General features: G+C 70.5%; 4 protein-coding genes. 1 reads left to right on the forward strand and 3 read right to left on the reverse strand.

The window, feature by feature from the left end:
• The 3 genes from obgE to rplU form a co-directional block, all read right to left on the reverse strand.
• Positions 1 to 1123: GTPase ObgE (gene obgE, locus I5G_RS05945; protein ID WP_022878251.1), on the reverse strand; the 1123-nt coding region annotated here is incomplete at its 3' end.
• Positions 1124 to 1278: 155 nt separating this feature from the next.
• Complete coding sequence (gene rpmA, locus I5G_RS05950) at positions 1279 to 1539, reverse strand: 50S ribosomal protein L27 (RefSeq protein WP_022878252.1); 261 nt, start codon at positions 1537 to 1539, stop codon at positions 1279 to 1281.
• A gap of 18 nt (positions 1540 to 1557) precedes the next feature.
• Positions 1558 to 1866, reverse strand: coding sequence for a 50S ribosomal protein L21 (gene rplU, locus I5G_RS05955; RefSeq protein ID WP_022878253.1), 309 nt, complete (start codon positions 1864 to 1866; stop codon positions 1558 to 1560).
• Positions 1867 to 2078: 212 nt separating this feature from the next.
• On the opposite strand from rplU, the gene I5G_RS05960 reads away from it, so the two are divergent.
• A complete protein-coding gene (locus I5G_RS05960) occupies positions 2079 to 2351 on the forward strand; it encodes a DUF4031 domain-containing protein (RefSeq protein ID WP_022878254.1) in 273 nt (90 codons plus the stop codon).
• Positions 2352 to 2375: the final 24 nt, after the last annotated feature.

Consider the following 2375-nt stretch of genomic DNA (forward strand, 5'->3'; position numbering starts at 1 on the left):
AGACGGGGCCATACGTTCCGCCCTCGACCTTGATCGTGAAGTCCTTCTCGGACCCCTGCGGGCGGATGACGATGCGCTCGGCGGGGCTGTCGTCGATGGTCGCGACGCGGTGCTGCTCGACGATCTCGCCCAGCGCGAACGTGAGCTCGCGCAGACCCGCGCGGCTGACCGTGGAGATCTCGAACACGCGGAATCCGCGCGCCTCGAGGTCGGGGCGCACGAGGTCGGCGAGATCGCGCGCCTCGGGGACGTCGACCTTGTTGAGCGCGACGATCTGAGGGCGCTCGAGCAGCGGGAGCTGGCCGTCCGGAACCGGGTACGCCGCCAGCTCGGCGAGGATGACGTCGAGGTCGCTGAGCGGATCGCGGCCGGGGTCGAGCGTCGCGCAGTCGAGCACGTGCACCAGGGCGGTGCAGCGTTCGACGTGGCGGAGGAACTCCAGGCCGAGGCCGCGGCCCTCGCTCGCGCCCTCGATGAGGCCCGGGACGTCGGCGACCGTGAAGCGCACGTCGCCCGCCTGCACCACACCGAGGTTCGGGTGCAGCGTCGTGAACGGGTAATCGGCGATCTTGGGGCGCGCGGCGGACACCGCGGCGATGAGGCTCGACTTGCCCGCAGACGGGAAGCCCACGAGAGCGACGTCGGCGACGGTCTTCAGCTCGAGGACGACATCGCCCTCCCAGCCGGGCGTTCCGAGCAGCGCGAAGCCGGGAGCCTTGCGCTTCGGCGAAGCCAGCGCGGCGTTGCCGAGGCCGCCGAGGCCTCCCGGGGCGACCACGAAGCGCAGGCCCGGGGTGAGCATGTCGACGAGCACCGTGCCGTCGGGATCCTTCACGACGGTACCGAGCGGAACGGGGAGCTCGGTGATCTCTCCCGCGGCGCCGGAGCGGTTGTCGCCCATGCCGAACCCGCCGTTGCCCGCCGAGCGGTGCGGCGAATGGTGGTACGACAGCAGCGTGGTCACCTGGGGGTCGGCGACGAGCACCACGTCGCCGCCGTGTCCGCCGTTGCCGCCGTCAGGGCCGGCCAGCGGCTTGAACTTCTCACGGCGCACCGATACGCAGCCGTTGCCGCCCTTCCCCGCACGCAGATGCAGGGTGACGCGGTCGACGAAGGTGACCATGAGAATCCTTTCGACGGATGCCGGGGGGTGAGGGCGGGGCCGCTTCGGGCCCGTGGGGTGCGGGGTGCGCCCGTGGGGTGCGGGTCGTGCCCGGGAAAGACGACGAGGGGGCGGGCGCAGTGCCCACCCCCTCGGGAACGCCGTGTGCTGCGGAATTACTCCGCGGCGGCAGCGACGATGTTGACGACCTTGCGGCCGCCCTTCTGACCGAACTCGACCGAGCCGGCAGCGAGGGCGAACAGCGTGTCGTCGCCACCGCGGCCGACGTTGGCGCCGGGGTGGAAGTGCGTGCCGCGCTGGCGGACGAGGATCTCGCCGGCGTTGACGGCCTGGCCGCCGAAGCGCTTCACGCCGAGGCGCTGTGCGTTGGAGTCACGACCGTTGCGGGTGGAGCTTGCGCCCTTTTTGTGTGCCATCTCTGCGTCTCCTGGCTCTTACTTGATGCCGGTGATCTTGACGCGCGTGAGGTCCTGACGGTGGCCCTGGCGCTTCTTGTAGCCGGTCTTGTTCTTGAACTTCTGGATCACGATCTTCGGACCGCGCTCCTCACCGAGGACCTCGGCCGTGACCGAGACCTTCGCGAGCTTGTCGGCGTCGGTCGTGACCGTCTCGCCGTCGACGAACAGGACGGCGGGCAGCTGGATGCTCTCGCCGACCTTCGCCGCCTGGCGGTCGAGCACGACGATCGTGCCGACCTCGACCTTTTCCTGCCGGCCGCCGGCGCGCACAACTGCGTAAACCACTTCACACCTGTTTCGTTCGGGAGCGCACGGCTCCGGTTGTCTGATGACGTCGGGAGGGCTTCATGCCCTGAGTCTCGGTGCGATCCGGCCGACCGAAGCCGACGGGGTCTCGCGTCAATCGCGCGGACACGACGCACCAAAGGACGAGTTTAGCTCACCCGGCGGCATCCGGCAAAAGCATCGGGACCGCGTGTCGGCCGTAGGATCGCGGAGTGGCGATTCTCATCGACGACCCGCAGTGGCCCGCGCACGGCAGGCTTTGGGCGCATCTCGTGAGCGACGCGAACCTCGACGAACTGCACGCGTTCGCCGCCGCGGCCGGCATCCCGGCCCGCGCGTTCGATCTCGACCACTACGACGTCCCCGACGAGCGCCACGCCGACCTAATCGCCGCGGGCGCCGAGCACGTGGGTGGCCGCGAGTTGGTGCGGCGCCTCCGCGCCTCCGGTCTGCGCATCACCGCCCGCGAGCGTCGCGCCCGCTGAGGCGCGCTGCGCCTTCGCGTGAGG

The sequence above is a fragment of the Microbacterium sp. B19 genome, from assembly GCF_000333395.1.
Lineage (GTDB): Bacteria > Actinomycetota > Actinomycetes > Actinomycetales > Microbacteriaceae > Microbacterium.

Bases quoted from the DNA above. Each gene is read 5' to 3' on its own strand.
- rpmA (WP_022878252.1), bottom strand. From the start codon at position 1,539: ATGGCACACAAAAAGGGCGCAAGCTCCACCCGCAACGGTCGTGACTCC.